Annotated in this window: 1 pseudogene; it reads left to right on the forward strand. The window is 63.5% G+C overall.

Annotation, left to right across the window (positions count from 1 at the left end):
* Positions 1-241 (forward strand): annotated as a pseudogene (locus SB772_RS45015) (ABC transporter ATP-binding protein); the annotation flags it as partial.

Genomic DNA, 241 nt, shown 5'->3' on the forward strand with positions numbered 1-241 from the left:
GTTTGTCGGTTATTTCATCGGCAGTCCGGGTATGAACCTGTGCCCCGTCAGTCTCGATGAAGGCGCGATCAAGCTCGGCTCGCAACGCGTCGCCGTCGACGCGAATACGCTCGCGACCCTCAAGAGCACGAACGGCGATCTGAAACTCGGCATTCGGCCCGAGTTCGTGCGTCTCGCCAACGACGGCGAAGCGGGCGCAGTCCGCGCGCAAGTCACGCGCGCGCAGCAGCTCGGCAACTAT

Origin of the sequence: Paraburkholderia sp. SIMBA_030 (assembly GCF_046535245.1) — a bacterium.
Lineage (GTDB): Bacteria > Pseudomonadota > Gammaproteobacteria > Burkholderiales > Burkholderiaceae > Paraburkholderia.